Origin of the sequence: Salinisphaera sp. LB1, from assembly GCF_003177035.1 — a bacterium.
In the GTDB taxonomy this organism is placed as follows: domain Bacteria; phylum Pseudomonadota; class Gammaproteobacteria; order Nevskiales; family Salinisphaeraceae; genus Salinisphaera.
Genome location: NZ_CP029488.1, coordinates 958,628 through 980,244, shown reverse-complemented (window position 1 = coordinate 980,244; position 21,617 = coordinate 958,628). Strand labels below are relative to the sequence as shown.

Sequence of the window (21,617 nt, the reverse complement as noted above, 5' to 3'; positions counted from 1 at the left end):
GAGGGCTGATTAGGCTCGACATTGCTTTATGCTGGCGCGCCGGTTAAGTCACTCCGAGGTTTAACGCCTGATATCTCAACAATGGCGCATTTGCGACTGCGTGCGTCGTTTTCAAGCCATTGCAGGTCCGATCTTCCGCGTAATTTCAAACTCAGAAGTCGGCTTGGGAAACATGAGTTTTCCAGCTGTAGTCGACCGTCGGCGATGTTGCCCGATTTGCTCTGTGCAATAGACGTCCAGCCCATCAACGCCAAAGACCAGGAGGGCATTCGTGCACCAGGTAGCGACCGACATCGCCACGAATACGAACACGCGGCCCGAGATGGGTTCGTCAAAAGACGCGGCCCTGCATCCGGGCGACGTTGCGAACATCAATGGGGCCGGGATGCGCTACGCCGGGCTTGGGCGCAGCCGCGTTGTGGGTTCAGCCCAATGCGTGGCCTGCTGGCCCGGGGTCGTGAACTTCCGGACAGGTCGATGGTTATCGTGAGTCGTTTCCCCGCCGGCGGCATATCGGCCACGATCAGGTTGGCCGAGCAGGTCCGGAAATCAAGCGATAGCGCCGGAATCCATCTGGCGGCGAAACGATTTCGCCGAGGGCCGCGCGTCGCTTGCAACGGAGTTGCCGGACGAGGCGCTCTGAGCCCAGTGCTTTTTTGCCGGGCCCATGGTGAGCCGGTTCTGTTTCGATACCACGATGATCGGCAACCGGATGGCGCGCATACGCCGCAGCCACGGTGTCAATCTGCCGGTGCATGCAGGTATTCGCGGTCTTCTGGGTCGACGAAAGAGACTCAATATCGGGCTCGGTGCCTCGACTCGCTTTCTCAAAAAGAACAGTCGCTTGATGGGTCGATTCGCGGAGCCATCGTGGCTCAACTCCGATACGCGGGTCGACGATATGACGCCGAAGCGCGGGAATACGGAGCTCGGTATCGCCGGTTGGTCTATCAATTACGTTCAATCAGGTCGGGGTGCCGAAAGCTGGCGCCATGTGCGAATGAGTCGGTTGGACGTCCAATGGCCGGATACGGGCAACGTCGGCGGTTCGAGCACCCCAAATTATTACCAGTGCAATTACAGCAATCAGAAACGAAAGTGAGAGGAGAACGTTAATGGCGCGGTTCCCCGAAAAAGCAGACGTTGTCATCGTCGGTCAGGGCGGCATTGTCGGCGCGTCCGTGGCGCATCATCTGATCGAGCAGGGTTGGCGCAATATCGTCGGCCTCGATAAGTCCGCCATTCCGTCGGATATCAGTTCAACCTCGCATGCGTCGGATTTCTGCTACATGACCTCGCACGACAGAATGTCGTGCTACACCACGGTCTATAGTCGCAAGTTCTACGAGTCGCTAGGCCACTACAGCCGCGTTGGCGGCATCGAGGTCGCCCGGACCGGGGACGACGAGCGCATGGCGGAGCTCGAACGCAAGGTCGGTTCGGGCAAGGCATTCGGTACCAATGTTTCGCTGATTAGCCCGCGAGAGGTCAAGCAGCGTTTCCCGCTTGTCGAGGAAAGTCTGATCCAGGGCGCAATGTGGGATCCGGACGCCGGGCTTGTTGTGCCGAGATCCCAGCGGGTCGCCGGCGAGCTGGTCGAACAGGCGAGGGCGAGCGGTAAGCTCACCACCTTTGCCAATACGCCGGCGCTGTCGATCGACGTACAGAACGGTCGTATCTGCGGCGTCGAGACCCACCGCGGCTATATCAAGACCTCGATCGTCGTATTGTCTGCCGGCATCTGGGGTCCGCCACTCGCCGAAATGGCGGGTGCGAAGATGCCGTTGATGCCGTTCGAACACCCGCTGATGTTCTTTGGCCCGTATGAGGAGTTCGCCGGGACCGGCAAGGAGATCGGCTATCCGCTGTTTCGGGATCAGGGTAATTCCTCGTACATGCGCGATACTGGCGACCCGACGACCAGCGAGGGCGGCAAGCTGGAATGGGGTTATTACGAACAGGACGATCCGCGGCTGGTCTACGTGAAGGATATCGCCGAGCCCGGCGAGGCCCGGATGTCGCCCTCCATGCGCGATCTCGACATCGAGCAGGTGATGAGCGCCTACGAGCGTGCGGTCGAGATCATGCCGATCCTCGGTGATATCGGCTGGGACGACAAGAACTCGTTCAACGGTCTGATGTCGGTCTCGGTCGATGGCGGTTCACTGCTGGGCGAATCGCCGGAGACGCGCGGCCTGTGGTTCGGCGAAGCGGTCTGGGTCAAGGACGGACCGGGCATGGGCAAGGTGCTGGCCGACTGGATGACCCACGGCAAGCCGGAAGTCGACCCTTGCGACATCGACATTGCCCGTTTCTATCCGATCCAGAAGACCCCCAGCTACGTCTACGGGCGCGTCTACGAGACCGCCAAGAAGATCTATAATCCAGCCGTACATCCAAGCGAGCCGTATGAAAACGGCCGCAACATGCGCCGTAGCCCGTTCTGGTCGCGCGAGAAGGAGCTGGGTGGCTATTTCATGGAGTCGGCCGGCTGGGAACGCGCGCACGGCTATGCCGCCAATGAACATCTGCTCGAGACCTACGGTGATCGTGTTCCCGAGCGCGCCAACGAATGGGATGACCGCCATTTTTGGCGCGTGTCCAATGCCGAGCAACTGAAAATGTCCGACGACGTGGGCATGATCAATCTGTCCCACTTCGCCATCTTTGACGTGTCCGGACCGGACGCCGAAGCTCTGCTTGAGTATCTGTCGGTGGCCAAGGTCGGCGGCACCACGCCGATCGGCAAGGGCGTCTATACGCATTTCCTCGATCACGCGGGCGGTATCCGCGCTGATCTGACCATTATTCGTCTGGCCGACGATTGTTATCGCGTGGTCTGTGGCGGCGGCACCGGTTCGCGCGATCTGGTCTGGATTCAGCGCATGGCCGAGTCGCGCGGCGCGACTATTCACATCGAGGACCGCACCGATTCGCTGGCGACTCTCGGCCTCTGGGGGCCGAATGCACGCAAAGTGCTGCAGACGTTGGCCGACGACCCGGACGGCCTGAGCGAGACCGGCTTCCCCTTTGCCACCGCGCGCGAGATCAGCGTGCGCGGCTTGCCCGTGTGGGCATTCCGAATCTCTTATGTCGGGGAATTGGGCTGGGAACTGTACATGCCGTTTTCCTACGGTCTGACGCTCTGGGATCTGTTGTTCGAAGCCGGTGTCACACCGGTTGGTATCGAAACCTATGCCAGCAGTCGCCGGCTGGAAAAGAGCTTGCGCCTGCAGAACGCAGATTTGCTCACGGATTACAATCTGTATGAGGCTGGCCTGTCGCGACCGAAAGTCAAAGCGGCCGAGTTCCATGGCAAGGAAGCCTATCTGACGCAGCGTGAGCGAACGCATCAGCCGGCGTATCTGTGCACCATGACCATGCTGGAAAACGTCGACCGGAATGGTGTTGCACGCTATCCCGTGGGCAGTTGGCCGATTCTCGATCCGGAAACCGGCGAGGTGCCGGTCGATGAGTTGGGGCGACGTTCATATGCGACAAGCATTGCCTTCGGTCCCTCGGTCGGTAAGAACATCGCGCTGGGTTATCTGCCGTGGCAGTACGCAGAGGAGGGCCGCGATCTGGTGCTCGAGTATTTCGGTCAGCCTTATCCGGTCCGGGTGGAGGCCGTGGGCTGTCGCGGTCTCTACGATCCGGACAACACGCGTTTGAAAGGTCTGGGCGAGGCGTCGAGCCCGTTGCCCGAGCGCTCCCGTCGTCACGCCTGAGGGCTGCCGGTATGAATCATCCGGAAGGCATGCCTAACGCCACTTATATCGAAGGCAAGGCCCTGGCCGCTGCGACGCGTGCCCGGGTCGCGCGCCAGGTCGCGGTGCTCGCTACCGAGTACTCGGTGACGCCGGGTTTGGCGGTGGTACTGGTCGGTGCGGATCCGGCAAGCCAGGTGTATGTGCGCAACAAACGTCGGCAGACCATCCAGGCCGGCATGTACTCCTTCGAATACAACATGCCGGAAACCACGAGCGAGGAGTCGCTGCTCCAGCTGATCGAGGAACTGAATGCCGACCCACGAGTTCACGGTATCCTCGTGCAACTGCCATTGCCGCCGCAGATTCGTGTCGCCCCCGTACTCTCAGCCATCGATCCGAGCAAGGACGTAGATGGTTTCCATGAGGTCAATACCGGGCGCCTCTGGAACGGCGGCAATGCCGTGGTTCCCTGCACGCCGATGGCTTGCCAGATGCTAATCGAACATGTGCGCGGGGATGATCTGGCCGGTCTGCACGCGGTTGTGATCGGCTGTTCCAATATTGTCGGCAAACCTGTGGCCAGTCTGCTGCTGCGCGCCGAATGCACGGTGACCATGGCGCATATCAAAACACGCGATCTTCCTGCTCTGGCCCGCACCGCAGATATTCTGGTGGTGGCCGTCGGGCGTGCCGGCACCGTGCGCGGCGACTGGATCAAACCCGGTGCGACCGTGATTGATGTGGGTATCAATCGCGTCGAATGCAGTTCGTCCGGCAAGCAGCGACTGGTTGGCGATGTCGCGTTCGCCGAAGCGAGGAAAACGGCGGGCGCCATCACCCCGGTGCCGGGCGGCGTGGGCCCAATGACGATCGCCTGTCTATTGCTCAATACCCTGGGTGCCGCTTGTCGTCAGCATGGCCTGCCGGTGCCTGGCGATCCGGCCGCCGCCGATAGTCCCACGAATGGCAACGCGGCGCGGCACTGCGCGACCTGAGGCGCCAGTGGTATGAGCCTTCTTCACGCTTGGTAAGCGGTCGAGCCGTGGCGACGCGATCAGCGCGCCGCCACGGTTGGTCCGGCGGATGCAGGTGAAACCGGCGCAAAGCGTGGCATGGAATGCGTTCATCTTGCCTGTATGAATTGCATCGCCAAACATCTGTACCAAAAAGAATTTGGCCGATCCCAAGAGCATCATGGATTGCGGTGCAAGCCATATGGTCTAGGGCGCGGCTCGTCGAGCTGGGCCGTGGCAGCCCGAACTTACGGCGGTGCGTGGACTCAAAGCGCGTCTCGCCCGTCTTGAGGCGCTCGATAAAGATATTCAACGCGAGCGCAATCGCCGGGAAAAGGCCGAGGTCGTTCAGGCCCAAGAGATCATCGCGTCGATCGATACGGTGCTCGACGCGCTACGGGCCGAACGCGATCGGTTGACGCGCGATATTGACGATCATATCGATCGCCATCCCGCGCTGAAAAAAGATCGCGCTTTATTAGAGTCGGTGCCCGGCATTGGCCCCACCGTATCGCGGCGCCTGCTGGCCACACTGCGAAGCCGCGACTTCACCAGTGCCCGCCAAGCCGCGGCCTTCATCGGCGTCATCCCGGTGCCGTGGGATTCGGGAAGTTCGGTCCATGGGCCGCCGCGTCTATCCAAGGCCGGCAAGCCTAGGGCCTGTTGCCGTTTCGTTCGAGCGCCGCGTTGGAGTCCGCAAATCGTGTCCGGCAAGGCGCGAGTCGCCGCGTCGTGGCGTGCCACGACCCAGACTCGCAACGCCGCCGGGCGCGATTTGCGGCCCAACCCTTCGGGACAAGCGCTGTTTTGCGGCAATCCAGCGTTGTAGCACGCTTGTGCAGAGTCACTGCACGGCGCGCACTACGCCTCGTCTTGCCGCAAAACAGCGCTTGGCGCGGACTCGCACGAAACGGCAACAGGCCCTAAACTGCGACAACTGCTCTATATGGCCGCCATCGTCAGCACCAAACACAACCCGGATATCGCGGCCCAGTATCAACGCTTAACAGCACGCGGTAAAAGCGATATGAGCGCCCTCGGCGGCGCCATGCGCAAGCTCGTCCATCTCGCTTATGGCGTGCTTAAGCACCACCAGATGCCCTATCGACCCCAAGGCGCTACATGAGCCCCTTGGCGCCGAGTCGGCAATATCACATCTAGTGGCTGTGTCTTTGGTTGGTATCAAGGATCGTGAGCTGATGCCGGTCGCGCTGCGCTTGTCGCCGTATGTCCGCGGCTGGCGGCATGACCGCGTCGCTCCTGACTCGGGGTATGGCCAAAAAAATGTTGATAGCATTTGCTGAAGTGCGGTGGGGAGGTAAAGCCGCATGCCAATGCTACGTCGATAATCGAGAGATTTGTCTGCAGCAGTAACTGGCGCGCGCGGTTGAGCCGCAGCTCCAGATAATAGCGGGTCGGCGCGCAGTTCAAATGCTTTTTAAACAGCCGTTCGAGCTGGCGCCGCGAGACACCGACCAGCCGCGCGAGATCGTTCAGGCTTAGTGGTTCCTCGATGTTCGATTCCATGAGCGAGACGGTATCCACGAGCTTGGGCTGGCTCGTACCGAGGTGTACGCGAAGCGGAATACGCTGCATGTCGCTTACATTGCGAATACGTTCATGGATGAACTCTTCGCAGATTGTTTCCGCGAGCGAACGGCTTTTCTGCTGCCCAATGATGTTGAGCATCATATCCAGCGGCGCGATACCGCCCGTGCAGGTATAGCGATCGCGGTCTATCACGAACAACTCGGACGTGAATACCGTATCGGGAAACTGGTGCTCTTCGTCAATGCTGGAGATATTTTCCCAATGGATGGTGCAGCGATAGCCACGCAATAGTTGTGCGCGTGCAAGCAGATAGGTGCCAGTGCAAATGGCCCCGAGTTCGACGTGTTGCGCGGCCAGCGATTGCAGCCAGCGCAGAAGTCTTTGGTCGCAGCAATCGCGAATATCGATCCCGCCACAAACGAACAGCATGTCCAGTTTTCCGGCGTTGTTAATATCCGTATTAGGCGAGACTGCCAACCCATTACTGGCAGGCACGGGCTGACCGTCGAGGCTGATCACGGACCACTCATATAGCGGTATGCCGGCCAGTTGGTTAGCCATGCGCAATGGGTCGATCGCGGTAGAGAAGGCGATCGCCGAGTAGTTCGGCACGACAAGGAAGCCGATGCGTGTCGGCTGTGGGTTATGAAACTTTGCTTGCTGCATATAGGTCGTTTCTAAGCGCCGGATAGTTCGGCCGCAGTGCCCCAATGTACGGATTGTGTCGTCAAAGGATGGAAATCGATACGCACGTAGTCGCCAGGACGGACATGTGGCGTTTCCCAATGACGTACTGAGGCTCAGCCGTTGTCAGTCGCTGTTGATGGTGGGTACTGAGGCGCATGTATTCATACACCGTATGCTAACCCTGATTTAGCAAGAAAAGTAGATATATCTCTGTAGTACTTTCGTCCAAAACAGGAGTTCGAAGCCGGTTACAAAAACCGTCTGTACGGGAGTCCGTTTTATTCGAAATAAAAACCGTCCTAGGGAGCCTTGAATCCTATGATATGCCAGCTTGTCCTGGGACATACGTGATTCATATCTAAAAATTTTCTTAAGAAAAATGGTGAAGTGAGGATAAAGCAATAGCGTTCCGTAAATTCGCTACTTCGAGTTGGGATAGGGCTGGTTCGGACGGCCAGGCAACCGGGTGATGATTCGTGATGCTCGCCGGCACGCGACTTGGCGCCCACCGCCTCGGAGCATTACGAAAAAAGGCGCCGGTCAAACCCGAATCGCTGATCGTCCGGGCATCACGCGAGGCCGGCCGCGTGGGCGTCACCAAATATGCCGCGATCGACAAAGGGTAAGGGGCGAGAAAGCCGAAAAATGGCCCCGCGGTACCGTGGCGCCCTGGGTTGGGCGGCGTCGTCCAACCGTGCACGAAACGCGCTTTCGGATTTCGCTACTCGATCGCGGCTGGGCGATATTGCGCCAAACCGCTCGACGCCTGCCGGCTGTCAAAAGGCCGCGCCGGATAGTGCCTCAAACCCATTTTTCACTGTTATTCCACATGGGTCTGATCTGCGGCGAACACGCAGGGTCTGTGCCCTATTGTCGGCGTGAAACTCGCCCTCAGAGTGGCCTGATACAACTGGGGTACGTGCGAACCCGGCCGGTTCGCACGTATCAGGGCCGATCAGCGGCTTATTGCGCGTTGGCGAGCTGCAACGCCGGGGATTCGCTTCCCAGATGGGTTAGCATTCGTTCGCTGTACCAGTCGAGGAAATCGATGATGCCGAATTCGAAGGTCTTGGAATACGGGCCAGGCTCATAGCCGATCGAGTTGATGCCGCGCTGGTTTTCCTCGGCGAGCCGACGATCCTGGTCATTGGTGGCGTCCCACACCTTGCGCAGCGACGCGGGATCGTAGTCCACGCCTTCCTGGGCATCCTTGTTCACCAGCCACTTTGTGGTCACCCGCGTTTCCTGCGGTCCGACCGGGGTCACCCGAAACACCACCGCGTGATCGCCCATGACGTGATTCCACGAATTGGGCAGATGCAGAATGCGCAGAGATCCCATGTCGGGGCTGGTCAGTCGCCCCATCAGTTTTCTGACGCCCTGCTGGCCGTCCGGGGTCATCGAGACCGTGCCTTCTACCAGCGGCGTCCGCGTGATCCGGTTGCGCTTGCCGAAGCGCTTGAGCTGCCAGGGAATGCACTCGGCTTCCCAGTCGCTCTGCTTGCGCTCGACGACCTGCTTGTATTCTGGCGTGGCGCGGGGGTCGTCGGTGTCGTCGAACTCGTAGAGCGAGTTCAAAAGCTCCGGATGCGCGCCGTTGCAGTGATAGCACTCCCGGTTGTTCTCGATCACCAGCTTCCAGTTGGCCTGCTCGATGATGTCCGACTCGGCGGCCACCTTGACGTCGTCCATGCCGTGCGGACCCAGATACTCGTCGAGCGCACGTTGGAACGCCTCGAGTTCCGGCGGTTCCTCGGCCAGACAGATGAAGATGAAGCCGCCCGCCGTGCGCACGTGTACCGGTTTGAGGCCATAGGCCGACATGTCGAAGTCGGCGCCCATGTCGGTGCCGGCGAACAGCAGCTGCCCGTTGAGTTCGTAGGTCCACTGGTGATAGGGGCAGACCAGCTTGGCAACCTTGCCCTTGGCCTGACTGCACAGACGCGAACCGCGGTGACGGCAGACGTTATGGAAGGCATGGATCGTGCCCTCATCGCCGCGCACGACGATCACGGAGTTGCTGCCGACGTTGACGGTGAGAAAACACCCCTTCTTGGGGATCTCGCAGGTCATGCCGGCGAATAGCCACTCCTTCTCAAAAATATTCTTCATGTCCAACGCGAACAGGCGCTCGTCGTTATAGAACGGCTGCGGCAACGAATAGTTGCGTGCGCGTGCCTGAAGCATGGCCGCTACTGTTTCGCCAATGCCGGATAGCGGGTCTTCGAGCGGGGAACGAGCTGTCAAATCCATGGGGACTTCCTCATTGCATGCCGTCTTTACACGTAGCGACGGCACGTCTGGCGCATATCGTCGACACGGCCGTACAACCCATATTTCTGATCATACGGAGCCGTGTTGATACGGGACATGCCTGAACTTAAATTTCAGTGTAAAACACGCCTTACAACTCGAGTTGTCTGGTAACGACATCGCGAATCCTCCAGGCGACGTCGATTGCATCAGCCATTCGTCTGGATGGAGCCCTCGAATAAGTGCGTGTCGCTTACAGAAAAGTCGCCCGCACACGGGGCGCCCAGAATCCAACCCAGGATGACGGTCCGTCAATCGGGCCGACTAGCTCAAGGGGCCGCCCCCCTGCACCGCTCAGTGGCGATACCATGACAATGAACTTCTCCAATCCGGTAAACACGCAGACCTGGACCAACGGTCGTCACACCGTGCGTTGCGTCAAGGTCATCCAGGAAACCGCGGACGTCCGCACTTTCTGCTTCATGTCCGAACAGCCGGTCATGTTCTTCTTCAAGCCGGGCCAGTTCGTGACACTGGAGCTGGAGATCGACGGCGAGTCGATCATGCGTTCTTACACGATCTCCAGCTCGCCCTCGGTTCCCTACAGCTTCTCGATCACCGTCAAGCGCATACCCGACGGCAAGGTCTCCAACTGGCTGCACGACAATGTGGGCGTCGGAGATGTGCTGGCCGTGCACGGCCCGGTTGGCAATTTCAATGTCATCGACTATCCCGCGGAAAAGCTCCTGATGCTGTCCGGCGGCGTGGGTATCACGCCGCTCATGTCGATGACCCGCTGGTTCTTTGATACCAATGCCGCCGTGGATCTGCAGTTCGTGCATAGTGCGCGTACGCCGCACGACATCATCTATCATCGCGAGCTGGCCCATATGTTCTCGCGGCTGCCCGAATTCACGCTGAACATCGTCTGCGAGCACGATGACAAGCGAGGCGAATCCTGGGCCGGCTTCCGCGGGTTTCTGACCGAGCCCATGCTTGAGCTGATGGTGCCCGATTTCCTGGAGCGCGAGATCTTCTGCTGCGGTCCGACGCCGTACATGAACGCCATCAAGGGCATTCTGCGCAAGCGCGGCTTCGATATGTCGCACTATCACGAAGAGCACTTCAACGCGACGCCGGCCGCGGTCCAGGAGGACGTGATCGAGCTGGCCGAACAAGCCGAGCTCGACGCCGAGGAAGTCGACGATGCCGATCTGCGCCGGGTCGAATTCACCAGCACCACGAAGAGCATACGCATTCATTCCAACGAAACCGTCCACGCGGCCGCGGCCAAGATCGGGCTGCATATTCCGAAGGCCTGCGGCATGGGGATCTGCGGCACATGCCGCGTCGGGCTCAAGTCGGGCGACGTCGAGATGGATCACAACGGCGGGATCACCGAGGAGGACATCGAGGACGGTTACATCCTGTCCTGCTGCAGCCGTCCGAAGACGGACGTCGTCGTTGATTTCTGATCGTGACGGCGTCTCGTCGTCGTGCCCCCCAGCGCCCGGCGACAGCAGGCGTCGTTTGACGCAGCGCCGTCGCGCGATGACTTTCAATCATCGATGCCGCGCCATGCTCGTCATGGCGGACATCACCCCTGGACAGCACGTGTGACTGATCTTACCAGTCGCCCGTCTGTCCGCATCATGTCCTGTTTTCTTCCCCAAAGGACAGGTGCTACAACCGCAAGAACGGAGGAGTTCACGCATGTCATCTTCAGGTAATCGCGGCGTCGTATTTCGCGGCGCGGGCAAGGTCGCTGTCGAGAATATCGATTTTCCCGAGTTGGCGCTCGGCAAACGCAAATGCGAACACGGCGTCATTCTCAAGATTCTGACCACCAACATCTGCGGCAGCGACCAGCACATGGTGCGCGGGCGCACCACAGCCCCCGAGGGGCTGGTGCTGGGTCACGAGATCACCGGCGAAGTGATCGAATGCGGCCGCGATGTGGAGTTCGTCAACAAGGGCGACATCGTCTCGGTGCCGTTCAACGTCGCCTGCGGGCGTTGCCGCAACTGCAAGCGCGGCGATACCCACATCTGCCTGAACGTCAATGACGATCGCCCCGGCGGCGCCTACGGCTACGTGGATATGGGCGGCTGGGTCGGCGGTCAGGCCGAATACGTCATGGTGCCCTACGCCGACTTCCAGCTGCTGGTCTTCCCCGATCGCGATCAGGCCATCGAGAAGCTGACCGACCTGACCATGCTGTCGGACATTTTCCCCACCGGCTTCCACGGCTGTGTGACCGCTGGCGTGCAACCGGGTTCGACCGTCTATATCGCCGGTGCTGGTCCCGTCGGCCTGGCCGCGGCAGTATCCGCGCAGCTGCTGGGGGCCGCCTGCGTGATCGTCGGCGACATGAACCCGAAGCGCCTCGAGCAGGCGCGCAGCTTCGGCTGCCAGCCGCTCGACCTGCGTCAGGACGCCAGCATGAGCGAACTGATCGAGTCGGTGCTGGGCGTACCGGAAGTCGACGCCGCGGTCGACGCCGTCGGCTTCGAGGCCCACGGCCACGGCTGTGCCCACGAACACGAGCAGCCGGCCAGCGTGCTGAATGCGTCGATGGAAATCACTCAGGCGGGCGGACGCATCGGCATTCCCGGCCTCTACGTGACGGAAGATCCCGGCGCCGAAGACGCCAGCGCCCGGCATGGCGACATCTCCATGAAATTCGGTCTCGGCTGGGCCAAGGCCATCTCGTTCCACACCGGCCAGACTCCGGCGATGCGTTATCAGCGTCAGCTGATGCAGGCGATTCTGTACGAGAAGGTCCATATCGCCGACGCAGTCAACGTACAGCTGATCGGCCTCGACGAAGCGCCCCAGGGCTACGCCGACTTCGATAAAGGCGCGGCCCAGAAGTTCGTGCTCGATCCCCACGGCACGCTCATCTAGAAGCGCGCAACCGCCGCCCCGCCCATAGCGGCGGGCGGCGGTCTTTGATCGACTCGGGGCCGATGCCTCGACAATCGACGATTTCACACTCGCCACGGCCCGCGCCAGCGGCAGTCCGGAAAACCGTTTGCCGGCTTGGCGGGTTGATGGTGACTTCCAGCCAAAGAACAGTCGGCGGTCTGCTGCCTATTCGGCTCAGTCGAATGGACAGAGCGAATGGAACGCCGCTGGCCGGCCAACGCTGATTCTTATGCTGGGCCGGCTGTCTTTCTGAAAATTCTTATCTGGTCGATGTCCGAGTATGTTTGCTCGTCGAGGGCCGGTGTGCCGCGACGGACGCTGGCCGGCGTGAAGCCGAACAGTTCACGGAATTGTCTCGCAAAGTGGGCGTTGTCGGTAAACCCGCATTCGATGCTGATATCTGCAATGGAACGATCGGTATTGGAGAGTAGCCAGTAACCGTAGCGCAAACGCAACGTGCGCGAGAACCGGCTCGGACTCATGCCCAGTTCGTCACGAAAAACGCGCTCGAGTTGGCGTCGCGATATGTTGAGCATCGATGCCAACTCCGGCGTGGTGATCGGGTCTCCCAGGTGTTGTTCGATGAGTAGTATGGCGCGGCGTACACGATTATCCGCAATCCGGTCGTAGACGGTCGGTTGGGGCTGGGCTGTGTTGCCGCTTCGGGCGCGATCGATCAGCAGGATATGCATGCTTTTCTGAGCCCATGTCTTACCCAGATGCCGCTCGATCATCCAGGCGGCGAGGTCGGCTGCAGCGGTGCCGCCGGAGCAGGTAATGCGATCGCGATCGACTACAAACAGGCGATCGGCGACCGGTGTGACGTCGGGATAGCGGGCGGTCAGGTCGTGATAATGGAACCAGCTGACGCAGCATTGCCGATTACGCATCAGCCCGGCCTCGATCAATGCGAAGGGTCCGGTACACAGGCCCACCAGCGGCACGCCGACCGCGGCCGCTTCGCGCAGGTAGTCCAGCGTCGCGGCGTCAGCGGCTCGGCCCTGGGGTAGCAGGCCACCGCAGACGACCAGATAGTCAAAGCGCCTGGGCGACTGAAAAGTTGTGCAGGGGGTGATCTGGGCGCCACAGCTCGATTGTGCAGCGTCGCCGCGCACGGTCATGAAGGTCCACCGGCAATTGACCGGCCGGCTGGTATCGCCGCTATCGGCTGACAGACGCAGACAATCGACGAACGCAGCGAAGGGCAGGAGCGTGAATCGCGGCAGTAGCACGATGCCCACCGATAGTTTCACCGAATCGCTTTCGGATTTGTGGGTCAGGTCTGGAGTCATTGCTGCACCCATTCGAGTGGCTTCGCGCGGGCAGTGCTCAAGATGTCAGCCCCGAAGCCTGTCCGGTCGACATCAGCGCATCCTCAGCGCGACAGGCGCATCAAGGGCTGTTTGTAACGCGCTTTCTTGAGCCGCCCTTCAAAACCTGCATGTGTGTTGTCGCAATTATACAAGTCATGCGTGCTCTTGTAGTTCTTACTACGTCATAAAGGCGTTCCGCCACTATAAATGAGGAGACAGACGACGATGTTTGAACCGCGCGCTAATTTGCCCGACGCCGATCCGGAGTTGTGGTCGGCCATTGTCGATGAGGAAAGTCGGCAGGAAGAACACGTCGAGCTGATCGCCTCGGAAAACTACACCAGCCCGAACGTGATGGCCGCGCAGGGCACGGTACTGACCAACAAGTACGCGGAGGGCTATCCCGGCAGGCGCTACTACGGCGGCTGCGAGCATGTCGACGTGGCCGAGCGACTGGCTATCGATCGCGCCAAGACGCTGTTCGGGGCCGATTACGCGAATGTGCAGCCGCACTCGGGCGCCCAGGCCAATGCCGCGGTGTATCTGGCATTGGTCAAGCCCGGGGATACGATCCTCGGATTGAGCCTGGATCATGGCGGCCATCTGACGCACGGGGCGAAGCCTAATTTCTCCGGCAAGTTGTACAACGCCGTGCAGTACGGACTCGATAGCGAGACCGGGCATATCGACTACGACGAAGTCGACCGCCTGGCGCGCGAACACAAGCCGAAGATGATCGTCGCCGGTTTTTCGGCCTATGCCCGTGTCGTCGACTGGGCGCGCTTTCGGGAGATCGCGGATGCGGTCGGTGCCTGGTTGTTCGTGGACATGGCCCATGTGGCCGGTCTGGTTGCGGCGGGCGCTTACCCGAGTCCGCTGGCGCATGCCCATGTGGTCACGACCACGACCCACAAGACGCTGCGTGGCCCCAGGGGCGGCCTGATTCTGAGCAAGGGCCAGCCGGACTTGGACAAAAAACTGGATTCGGCGGTGTTTCCGGGTATGCAGGGCGGCCCGCTCATGCATGTGATCGCAGGCAAGGCGGTCGCGTTTGCCGAAGCGGCATCGCCCGACTTTGCCGCCGATCAGTATCGGACCATCGATAACGCCCGTGCCATGGCCCAGATTTTCATGACCCGTGGTTTCGACGTGGTGTCCGGCGGCACGGATGATCATCTGTTCCTGGTGGATTTCATCAAACGCGGTCTGACCGGCAAACAGGCCGAGGCCGCCCTGGCCCGAGTCAATATCACGGTCAACAAGAACGCGGTGCCGGGCGATCCGCAGTCGCCGTTCGTAACATCCGGTATCCGGGTGGGTACGGCGGCAGCGACTACACGCGGGTTCGGTGAGGCCGAATGCCGGCAGTTGGCGGGTGGCATGTGCGACGTGCTGAACGCGATCGACGACGAGGACGTGGCGTTGCGCGTGCGGCGGCAAGTACGGGCGCTGTGCGAACGCTTTCCCGTCTATCGCGCTGCGACCGCAGCCTAGGGGCCCATTATGGCAGTGAGTATCTTTGAACTATTCAAGATCGGTATCGGACCATCGAGTTCGCATACGGTCGGGCCGATGCGGGCTGCGCGGTTGTTTGCCGAAGGTCTCGCCGAGAGCAATACGCTCGACCAGGTGGCCGACGTTCGGGTCGAACTTTATGGTTCGCTGGCGGCTACCGGTCGCGGGCACGGTACCGACAAGGCCGTCATGCTCGGCCTGGAAGGCGAGGAACCGGAAACGGTCGATGTCGAAACGATCGAGTCGCGCGTCGCCGCGATCAAGGACAGCGGTCGGTTGGCGCTGGCTGGCCGGCACACGGTGGGGTTTCACAACCGGCGCGAGTTGATCATGAACAAGCGCAAGAGCCTGCCGGCCCACCCCAACGGCATGCACTTCATCGCCTACAGCCGGGCGGGCGACACCCTGTCCGAGCGCACCTTCTTTTCGGTGGGGGGCGGTTTCGTGGTCGAGCCCGACGACCACAGCGGCGAGGCGCGCATCGTCGAAGATACGACGCCCCAGCACTACCCGTTTTCCACCGCGGATGAACTGCTTGCGTATTGTCAGCGCGACGATATCGCCATCAGCGACGTCATGTTCGCCAACGAACTCGCTTGGCGGGACGAAGCCGAGATTCGGGCCGAGTTGCTTCGGATCTGGTCGGTCATGAAGCGCTGTATCCAACAGGGCTGTGATCGCGAAGGATTTCTGCCCGGTGGGATGAAGGTCCGTCGGCGCGCCGCCCGGCTATACGCCGATCTGCAGGCGCGCGCCGAGCAGGATGATCCATTGGACATCATGGACTGGGTCACGCTGTACGCGCTCGCGGTTAACGAGGAAAACGCTTCCGGCGGCCGCGTCGTGACCGCGCCGACCAATGGTGCGGCCGGCATCGTCCCGGCGGTGCTCAACTATCTCGTCGAATTCCGTAACGGCAGCGACGACGACATCGCACGTTTTTTGCTCACCGCCGCCGCGATCGGCGTGCTCTACAAGGAGAATGCGTCGATTTCCGGCGCCGAGGTCGGCTGCCAAGGCGAGGTCGGCGTGGCTTGTTCGATGGCGGCCGGCGCGCTCGCGGAGTGTCTGGGCGGTACGCCGGGGCAGGTCGAGAACGCCGCCGAGATCGGCATGGAACACAACCTCGGTCTGACCTGCGACCCGATTGGCGGGCTGGTACAGGTGCCCTGCATCGAGCGTAACGCCATGGGCGCCGTCAAGGCGATCCACGCCGCGCGCATGGCCCTGCGCGGTGACGGCGAGCATTTCGTCTCGCTGGATAAGGTGATCGCGACCATGCGGGCGACCGGCGCCGACATGAAGACCAAATACAAGGAAACCTCGCGCGGCGGACTGGCAGTCAACGTGATCGAGTGCTGAGAGGGCCCCGAAGGCCAGGAGAAACCATCATGAAGAAATACTCGATCTTTTCGATCGCACGTAACGCGTTGTCCCATCACGAGAACTGGCAGGAAGCCTGGCGTAGCCCAGAGCCCCAGCGGAAATACGATGTGATTATCATCGGCGCCGGCGGCCATGGCCTGGCCACGGCCTACTACCTGGCCAAGGAGCACGGCATCACCAACGTGGCCGTGCTCGAGAAAGGCTGGCTGGGCGGAGGGAACACCGCACGCAACACCACCATCGTGCGCTCGAACTATCTCTACGATGAGTCGGCCGCGATATACGAGAAGTCGCTGAAGCTGTGGGAGGGGCTGAGCCAGGAGCTCAACTACAACCTGATGTTCTCGCAGCGCGGCGTCTACAACCTGGGGCATTCACTTCAGGACATGCGCGACATCCATCGCCGGGTGAATGCCAATCGCCTGAACGGCATCGACAGCGAAGTGGTCTATGCCGACGACATCAAGCGCGAGGTGCCGATCATCAATACCTCGCCGGACGCACGCTATCCGATCCTGGGTGCCTCGCTGCAACGGCGTGCCGGAACTGCACGCCATGACGGCGTTGCCTGGGGCTATGCGCGGGCTGCGGACGCCGCCGGCGTCGACATCATCGAGAACTGCGAAGTCACGGGGATCATCCGTGACGGCGGCAAGGTCACCGGCGTCGAAACCACCAGGGGCACGATCGGCGCCAACAAGGTCGGCATCGTGGTGGCCGGGCACTCCGGTGTGCTGGCGGAGATGGCCGGCTTTTCCCTGCCGGTGGAGTCGCATCCGCTGCAGGCGCTGGTATCCGAGCCGGTCAAGCCGATCATCGACACGGTCATCATGTCCGGTGCGGTGCACGCCTACGTCAGCCAGTCCGACAAGGGCGAGTTGGTCATCGGTGCGGGCATCGATGCCTATCTCGGCTATAGCCAGCGCGGCAGCATGGACATCATCGAGCACCAGTTGGCGGCGCTCAAGGAGATGTTCCCGATCTTCTCGCGCATGCGCATGCTGCGGCACTGGGGCGGCATCGTGGATACCACGCCGGATGCCAGCCCGATCATCGGCAAGACGCCGGTCCAGAACCTGTTCATCAACTGCGGTTGGGGCACCGGTGGCTTCAAGGCGACGCCGGGCTCGGGCTGGACATTCGCGCATACGCTGGCCACGGGTGAGCCGCATCCAATCAACGCGCCTTTTTCGCTGGATCGCTACACAACGGGCTATCTGGTCGATGAACACGGCGCTGCCGGCGTTGCGCATTAGTGCGTCGGGCTGACTAAGGAGGAGATTCCCATGTTGCAAATTCCTTGCCCCTGGTGTGGCCCACGCGACCAGAGCGAGTTTTCCTACGCCGGCGAAGCGCATATCGAGCGCCCCGCCGATCCATCCCAGCTGTCTGACGCGGAATGGGCGGATTATCTGTTCATGCGCCGCAATACGCGCGGGCGGTTTCGTGAGCAGTGGCATCACGCCCATGGTTGCCAGCAGTTCTTCAACGCAGTGCGCGACACCGTAACCAACCGTATAGAGGCGACTTATCGCCCGGGCGAGAGCACTCCAGGAGGTCAGTCATGACACAGCCCTATCGTCTGGCGTCCGGCGGCCGAATCGATCGCGACCGGCCGCTGTCGTTTACCTTCAATGGCAAGCGCTACACCGGCTATGCCGGGGATACGCTGGCCTCGGCGTTGATCGCCAACGGTGTGTCGGTGGTTGGGCGCAGCTTCAAGCTGCACCGCCCGCGCGGTATCGTCGGAGCGGGCGCCGAAGAGCCCAACGCCATCATGCAGGTCGGCTCGGGAGCAACCGTGCGCCCGGATCAGCGGGCCACCCAGGTCGAGCTTTACGAAGGATTGAAAGCCTCTACGGTATCGAGCCTCTGGTTCGATCTCATGGGGATCAACAATACATTTTCGAGTCTGTTGCCGGCCGGCTTCTACTACAAGACCTTCATGTGGCCGAAGAACTCCTGGCCGTACTTCGAGCGCCAGATCCGCAAGGCCGCCGGGCTCGGGTACTCCCCGACGAAACCCGATCCCGCCCGCTACGACAAGATGAACACGCACTGCGATGTGCTGGTGGTCGGCGGCGGGGCAGCGGGCCTGTCGGCGGCACTCGTCGCCGGCCGCGCCGGGGCGCGGGTGATGCTGGTCGACGAGCAGGCCGAATTGGGTGGTTCGCTGTTGTCCGCCTCCGAGACGATCAACGGGCGCCCGGCGGCCGACTGGGTCGCCGCGACCGTCGCCGAGCTCGAGTCGCTCCCCGATGTCCGCGTTCTCAAACGGGCGACGGCGTTCGGACACTACGATCATAATTTCGTGGGTATCGTCGAGGATTGCGGCGATTATGCGGACAGCGCGAACGACGACAACGCGCTCCGGCACCGTTATTGGCGTGTGCGCGCTGCTCAGGTTGTCCATGCAACCGGCGCGCTCGAACGCCCTTTGGTGTTCGCCAACAACGATCGGCCGGGCGTGATGATGGCCTCGGCGGTATCGACCTATATCAACCGCTACGGTGTGGCGCCGGGCAAGCGCGCGGTGGTGTTCACCAACAACGACAGCGCCTATCAGACCGCACTCGATCTGCATGCGGCGAAGATCGAAGTCGCGGCGGTGGTTGATGTGCGCGCCAAACCCAGAGGCGAGTTGGCCCAGCGTGTGCGCGCGGCCGGTGTGCCGATCTACGGCGGTCATGTGGTGGCCAATGTGCGCGGCACCCGGCGCGTCAAGCGGGCCGAGGTGCAGCGATTGTCCGGTGAGCAGTTGACCGGCGATCGCGTGCTGATCGACTGTGATCTGGTCGCGAACTCGGGCGGTTGGTCGCCATCTGTTCATCTGCACTGTCATACGGGCGCGCTGCCGGTATGGAGCGATGAAACCGCGAGTTTCCTGCCACCGGCGTCGACAGAGGATCGGCGCTCTGCGGGTGCGGTGACCGGTGTCAACACACTGCGCGACTGCCTGGATCAGGGCATCAGCAGCGGTGCTGAGGCGGCGACTGCGGCGGGTTTCAAGCCGGGTGCTGCGCCCGATCTGAGTGTGGCGGAGGCCCCCGCCGAGATGCCGATCCAGCCGTTCTGGCTGGTGCCCAAGGGCCAGCCCATGAGCCGTGGGCCCAAGCAGTTCGTGGATTTCCAGAACGATACCTCGGCGTCCGATATCGTGCTCGCCGCGCGCGAGGGCTACGAGTCGATCCAGCACGTCAAGCGCTATACCGCGCTTGGCTTTGGTACCGATCAGGGCAAGCTCGGCAACATCAACGGCATGGCGATTCTGGCCCGCACGCTGGGCCAGAGCATTCCGGAGACCGGTACCACCACGTTCCGTCCGGCCTATACGCCGGTGTCGTTCGGCGCCATGGCCGGCCGTGAGCATGGCGAATTGTATGACCCGGTGCGCAAGACCGCGATGCACGAATGGCACGTCGCCCACGGCGCGTTGTTCGAGAACGTCGGTCAGTGGCACCGGCCGTGGTACTACCCCAAGGCCGGCGAATCAATGCAGGACGCCGTCAACCGCGAGTGCCTGGCCACGCGTCAGCATGCCGGGGTGCTCGATGCCTCGACGCTCGGCAAGATCGAGGTGCACGGCCCGGACGCCAATCGTTTCCTGGAAATGATCTATACCGGCGGCCGGCTGAAGATGAAGACCGGGACCTGTCGCTACGGCCTCATGCTGCACGAAGACGGCATGATCTTCGATGATGGCGTGACGGCCAAGCTCGGCGAGAATCATTATCTGTTGACCACGACCAGCGGCGGGGCGGCCGGTGTGCTGCGCTGGCTGGAAGAATGGCACCAGACCGAGTGGCCGGAGATGAAGGTGTTTTTCACCTCCGTAACCGACGAGTGGGCCACCATGGCGGTCAATGGGCCGGACAGCCGCAAGATCGTGGAGGCCGTTTGCGACGACATCGATCTGTCGCGGGACGCTTTTCCGTTCATGAGCTTTCGCGAGGGTACGGTTGCGGGGATACCCGCGCGTATCTTCCGGATCAGCTTTACCGGGGAGCTGGCGTTCGAGATCAACGTCGACGCCAACTATGGTCAGGCCCTCTGGGACGCCGTCATGAAAGCGGGCGAGCCTTATGGCCTGACACCCTACGGCACCGAGACCATGCATGTGCTGCGTGCAGAGAAAGGCTTCATCGTGGCCGGACAGGACACCGATGGCTCGATGACACCCTTGGATATGGGCATGCAGTGGGCCATTGGTAAGAACAAGACCGATTTCATCGGTAAGCGCTCCCTCGAACGCCCGGATATCGTGCTGGACAGTCGCCGACAGTATGTCGGTCTGCTGCCCAAGGAGCCGGAAACGGTGCTGCCCGAAGGGGCCCAGCTTGTTGATCATGCGGATTCCGAACGGCGACCGAGCTTCGAATCGCCGGTACCCATGACCGGCTATGTCTCATCGAGCTATTACAGCGCAGCCCTGGGCCGCTCGTTCGCGCTGGCCCTGGTTAACGGCGGCCACAAGCGCCACGGCGAGACTGTGTATTCGCCGCAACCCGACGGCCGTGTGATCGCCGCCGAAATCACCAGCCCCGTGTTCTACGACAAGGAAGGAGCGCGTCAAAATGTCTGATAACCGGATGCAAAGCCCACTGATTGCCCAGACCGACGCGGTGCATGGGGGACGCGGCCAGACCGGCGCCCGGGTCACGCTGTTCGAGCGGCCGTTTCTCGGCCAGATCGCGCTGCGCGGCGAGCCTGACGACGAGGCTTTTTTCAAGGCTTGTCGCGATACGCTCGGGATCGCGCCTGCGACCACGCCCAACACTGTGGTTGAAGGCACCGACGTGGTCATTGCCTGGCAGCGCCCGACCGAGTGGTTGCTGTTGTGCGAGCCCGAAGCGCGCCAGGATTGGCTTGATCGGCTACGTGTGGCGCTGGGCGACGTGCATGCCGGCGTAGTTGATCTGTCGGGCGGTCAGACGCTGATCGCCATCGAAGGTGAACATGCGCTCGACGTGCTGGCCAAGGGCACCACGCTCGATCTGCATCCGCGGGTGTTTGGCACCGGCGATTGTGCGCGCACGTTGCTGGCCAAGACGACGGCATTCATCCGCGTCATCGAGCCGGGCCGTTCATTCGAAATCGTCGTGCGCCGCAGCTTTGCCGATTATCTTTGGCAGTGGCTGCGCGATGCATCGGGGGAATACGGCTGTGAAGTACGCGCGCCGCAGTCGTGCCTGGCTGTCACCCAAACCCCGGTCAACGACGCACCGGCGGTTGCCGCTACACAAGAAGAACGAGGGTAAACA

General features: G+C 61.5%; 16 protein-coding genes and 1 pseudogene. 14 read left to right on the top strand and 3 right to left on the bottom strand.

Annotated features, from left to right (window positions below):
- Window positions 1-667: 667 nt before the first annotated feature.
- From SALB1_RS04460 to SALB1_RS04440, 5 genes and pseudogenes are all read left to right on the top strand, one after another.
- Window positions 668-1,102 (top strand): hypothetical protein, encoded by a 435-nt coding sequence (locus SALB1_RS04460; protein ID WP_158590621.1) that lies wholly within the window; start codon window positions 668-670, stop codon window positions 1,100-1,102.
- Between the two features lie 13 nt (window positions 1,103-1,115).
- The gene (locus SALB1_RS04455; protein WP_109992759.1) at window positions 1,116-3,728 is read left to right on the top strand and encodes an FAD-dependent oxidoreductase; all 2,613 of its coding nucleotides are present in this window, start codon (window positions 1,116-1,118) and stop codon (window positions 3,726-3,728) included.
- 11 nt (window positions 3,729-3,739) lie between these two features.
- Complete coding sequence (gene folD, locus SALB1_RS04450) at window positions 3,740-4,705, top strand: bifunctional methylenetetrahydrofolate dehydrogenase/methenyltetrahydrofolate cyclohydrolase FolD (RefSeq protein WP_222843058.1); 966 nt, start codon at window positions 3,740-3,742, stop codon at window positions 4,703-4,705.
- Between the two features lie 274 nt (window positions 4,706-4,979).
- Entirely contained in the window at window positions 4,980-5,552 is a 573-nt protein-coding gene (locus SALB1_RS04445) for a transposase (RefSeq protein WP_109992758.1), read from the top strand.
- Between the two features lie 96 nt (window positions 5,553-5,648).
- Window positions 5,649-5,849 (top strand): annotated as a pseudogene (locus SALB1_RS04440) (IS110 family transposase); the annotation flags it as partial.
- Between the two features lie 56 nt (window positions 5,850-5,905).
- Here SALB1_RS04440 and SALB1_RS04435 read toward each other — a convergent pair.
- Window positions 5,906-6,940 (bottom strand): GlxA family transcriptional regulator, encoded by a 1,035-nt coding sequence (locus SALB1_RS04435; RefSeq protein ID WP_109992757.1) that lies wholly within the window; start codon window positions 6,938-6,940, stop codon window positions 5,906-5,908.
- 500 nt (window positions 6,941-7,440) lie between these two features.
- Here SALB1_RS04435 and SALB1_RS18975 point away from each other — a divergent pair, with 500 nt between their 5' ends.
- Window positions 7,441-7,587 carry a hypothetical protein gene (locus SALB1_RS18975; protein WP_158590620.1) on the top strand — a complete coding sequence of 49 codons (147 nt, stop codon included), beginning with the start codon at window positions 7,441-7,443 and terminating at the stop codon, window positions 7,585-7,587.
- A 337-nt stretch (window positions 7,588-7,924) separates the two neighbouring features.
- On the opposite strand, the gene SALB1_RS04430 is transcribed toward SALB1_RS18975, so the two are convergent.
- On the bottom strand, window positions 7,925-9,214 hold the full coding sequence (locus tag SALB1_RS04430) for an aromatic ring-hydroxylating dioxygenase subunit alpha (RefSeq protein ID WP_109992756.1): 1,290 nt from the start codon (window positions 9,212-9,214) through the stop codon (window positions 7,925-7,927).
- A gap of 368 nt (window positions 9,215-9,582) precedes the next feature.
- On the opposite strand from SALB1_RS04430, the gene SALB1_RS04425 reads away from it, so the two are divergent.
- Together SALB1_RS04425 and fdhA are read left to right on the top strand one after the other, a co-directional pair.
- Complete coding sequence (locus tag SALB1_RS04425; protein WP_109992755.1) at window positions 9,583-10,689, top strand: hybrid-cluster NAD(P)-dependent oxidoreductase; 1,107 nt, start codon at window positions 9,583-9,585, stop codon at window positions 10,687-10,689.
- Window positions 10,690-10,927: 238 nt separating this feature from the next.
- Complete coding sequence (gene fdhA / locus SALB1_RS04420; RefSeq protein WP_109992754.1) at window positions 10,928-12,121, top strand: formaldehyde dehydrogenase, glutathione-independent; 1,194 nt, start codon at window positions 10,928-10,930, stop codon at window positions 12,119-12,121.
- A 248-nt stretch (window positions 12,122-12,369) separates the two neighbouring features.
- Here the strand turns inward: fdhA and SALB1_RS04415 are convergent, their stop codons facing one another.
- Complete coding sequence (locus SALB1_RS04415) at window positions 12,370-13,434, bottom strand: GlxA family transcriptional regulator (RefSeq protein WP_109992753.1); 1,065 nt, start codon at window positions 13,432-13,434, stop codon at window positions 12,370-12,372.
- A gap of 246 nt (window positions 13,435-13,680) precedes the next feature.
- Between SALB1_RS04415 and glyA the strand changes: the two genes are divergently transcribed.
- From glyA to SALB1_RS04385, 6 genes are read left to right on the top strand one after another with little or no spacing between them, the layout of a single operon-like run.
- Entirely contained in the window at window positions 13,681-14,949 is a 1,269-nt protein-coding gene (gene glyA, locus SALB1_RS04410) for a serine hydroxymethyltransferase (protein ID WP_109992752.1), read from the top strand.
- A 9-nt stretch (window positions 14,950-14,958) separates the two neighbouring features.
- Window positions 14,959-16,332: an L-serine ammonia-lyase gene (locus tag SALB1_RS04405; protein ID WP_109992751.1), complete on the top strand. Its 1,374-nt coding sequence runs from the start codon at window positions 14,959-14,961 to the stop codon at window positions 16,330-16,332.
- Between the two features lie 29 nt (window positions 16,333-16,361).
- On the top strand, window positions 16,362-17,612 hold the full coding sequence (locus SALB1_RS04400) for a sarcosine oxidase subunit beta family protein (RefSeq protein WP_109992750.1): 1,251 nt from the start codon (window positions 16,362-16,364) through the stop codon (window positions 17,610-17,612).
- A gap of 30 nt (window positions 17,613-17,642) precedes the next feature.
- The gene (locus SALB1_RS04395; protein WP_109992749.1) at window positions 17,643-17,924 is read left to right on the top strand and encodes a sarcosine oxidase subunit delta; all 282 of its coding nucleotides are present in this window, start codon (window positions 17,643-17,645) and stop codon (window positions 17,922-17,924) included.
- A complete protein-coding gene (locus tag SALB1_RS04390) occupies window positions 17,921-20,938 on the top strand; it encodes a sarcosine oxidase subunit alpha family protein (protein WP_109992748.1) in 3,018 nt (1,005 codons plus the stop codon). Before SALB1_RS04395 ends, SALB1_RS04390 begins: the two co-directional genes overlap by 4 nt.
- Window positions 20,931-21,614 carry a sarcosine oxidase subunit gamma gene (locus tag SALB1_RS04385; protein ID WP_109992747.1) on the top strand — a complete coding sequence of 228 codons (684 nt, stop codon included), beginning with the start codon at window positions 20,931-20,933 and terminating at the stop codon, window positions 21,612-21,614. The genes SALB1_RS04390 and SALB1_RS04385 overlap by 8 nt, the downstream gene beginning before the upstream one ends.
- The last annotated feature ends 3 nt before the right edge of the window (window positions 21,615-21,617 follow it).